General features: G+C 74.0%; 2 protein-coding genes. One reads left to right on the top strand and one right to left on the bottom strand.

Features of this window, described 5'->3' with window-relative positions; all coding sequences use genetic code 11:
• Positions 1-146: 146 nt before the first annotated feature.
• Positions 147-800, top strand: a complete 654-nt coding sequence (locus tag J7I97_RS32880; RefSeq protein ID WP_214942520.1) for an NAD(P)-dependent oxidoreductase — start codon at positions 147-149, stop codon at positions 798-800.
• Here the strand turns inward: J7I97_RS32880 and J7I97_RS32875 are convergent.
• Positions 794-1,762 (bottom strand): YafY family protein, encoded by a 969-nt coding sequence (locus J7I97_RS32875; RefSeq protein WP_214942517.1) that lies wholly within the window; start codon positions 1,760-1,762, stop codon positions 794-796. The genes J7I97_RS32880 and J7I97_RS32875 overlap by 7 nt on opposite strands.
• Positions 1,763-2,020: the final 258 nt, after the last annotated feature.

Genomic DNA, 2,020 nt, shown 5'->3' with positions numbered 1-2,020 from the left:
ACCTTTCCGGCCACGGCACTCTAGGGAGTATCCGCGCCCCTGGATCATCCGAGTGGCCCCGGCACGGCTGCCGGGGCGCGGCGGCCGGATTCGCTTGGATGGCGGGGCGGGGCCCGACCGGGGCCCAGACCCGCGAAGGAGCGGCCATGTCGAAGATCGCCCTGTTCGGCGCGACGGGCACCATCGGCAGCCGGGTGCTGCACGAGGCACTCGACCGCGGCCACCAGGTGACGGCGGTCGTCCACGACCCCGCGAAGCTCACCGACCCGGGGGCGGCCTCGGTGGTGCGCGGCGACGTCCTCGACCCGGCGTCCGTGGCCGGGGCGGCCGCCGGTCAGGATCTGGTGGTCAGCGCGTTCCGCCCCGGGGACGGTGAGGCCGGGGCGCTCGTGGCGGCGGTGAAGTCTCTGATCGGCGGGGTGCAGTCGCTCGGCGCGGACACGCCCCGGCCGCGGCTGATCACGGTCGGCGGGGCGGGCTCGTTGCGCACGCCCGCCGGTCCGATGGTCTGGGACCAGGCGGGCATCCCCGAGCCGGTGCTGGCCGTGATGCACGCCCACGGGGAGGCCCTCGACTTCCTGCTCACCGTACCGGTCGACGAGGTGCGCTGGACCTGCCTGAGCCCGCCCGCGCGGGTGGAGCCGGGTGAGCGCACGGGTACGTACCGCCTGGGGCTCGACAACCTGATCGTGGACGATGCGGGCGAGAGCCGGATCTCGGTGGAGGACTACGCGGTCGCCCTCGTCGACGAGATCGAGCGGGACGCCCATGCCGGCAAGCGGTTCACCATCGGCTACTGAGGCCGCCGGCCGGGACCCGGGCGGCCGAAGGTGGCCGTCAGTTCGGCGCCGAGGCCGGCCAGCACGTCCCGGACCTCGGGTGGTTCCAGGACTTCGAGTCGCGCGCCGAGCCCGGACAGGTTGGCGGCGATGGCCTTCGGGGCCGGGCCGTCGACCCACACTTCCGTCCAGCCGTCGGGCAGTCGGCTGCCGACCCTCACCCGGCCGCCGAGGAGGCGTTGCAGCAGGGGTAGCGCTTCGGGATCGACGCGGGCCCGCGCGGTGACGGCGTACATACCGTCCTCGAACGCCTCGGCCAGCGTCCGCCAGGCGGTGGCAAGGTCGAAGTCCGGAGGCCGGACGACGGCCTCGCCGGTCGGCTCGACGGACAGGACGCGGCTGAGCCGGAAGGTGCGCAGGCCCTTCGCCGTGCCGGCCACCAGGTAGTCGGTCCCCGCCTTGGCGACGAGGCCGAGCGGATCGATCACCCGCTCACCGGCCGCTTTGCCGACGCCCGCGTACCCCAGGCGGACCCGGGTCCCGTCCACGACGGCCCGCTGGAGCGCCGAGCGATGGGCGGCGTCGGCCGTGACGGCGTTGCGGGACCAGTCCGTGCCGTCGGTGACTCCGGAGCGGGCGGCGGCCTCGGCGTCCGCGCGGAGCGTCGCGGGCAGGGCCCGGACCAGTTTGCGCAGGGTGGCGCGCAGTTCGGGGGTGGCCGTCAGAGGCCCCGTGGCGAAGAACAGCGCCCTGATCTCGTCGGCGCCGAGCCCGGTGAGGTTGGTGCGGGCGCCTCCGATCAGGGACCATCCGCCGCCTCTGCCGCGCTGCGAGTAGACGGGGATGCCGGAGGCGGCCAGGGCCTCCAGGTCGCGGCGCGCGGTGCGCTCGGACACCTCCAGTTCGGCGGCCAGTTCGGGGACGGTGACGCGGCCGCGTTCCTGGAGGAACAGCAGGGCCGCCACCAGACGGTCGGCCCTCACGGCTCGTTCCGCTCGATTCTCATGAAGGAGATTCTCCTCGGAAAACTGGCCAGAAGGTGGCCAGTTCAGGTCACAGGATGACGTCATGAACGCAATCACCCGGCCCACCGAAGCCGCCACCACCGCTCCCTCCGAAGCTCCCTCCGCAGTTCCCTCCGGTACTCCCTCCGGTACTCCCTCCCCCGCTGTCGACCCCCGCCTGGACCTCGCGGCGGCCGTCAGCCTGGCAGGCCGTACGCTCGCCGCCGTACGGGCCGA

This window comes from Streptomyces sp. ISL-87 (assembly GCF_018614095.1).
Classification (GTDB): Bacteria; Actinomycetota; Actinomycetes; order Streptomycetales; family Streptomycetaceae; genus Streptomyces.
Note: the sequence above shows the minus strand (reverse complement) of the source record. Positions and strands in the feature narration are given on the sequence as shown.

What these genes read in the sequence shown, in the direction of transcription:
- J7I97_RS32880 (WP_214942520.1), top strand. Translation starts at nt 147, where the DNA reads ATGTCGAAGATCGCCCTGTTCGGCGCGACGGGCACCATCGGCAGCCGG.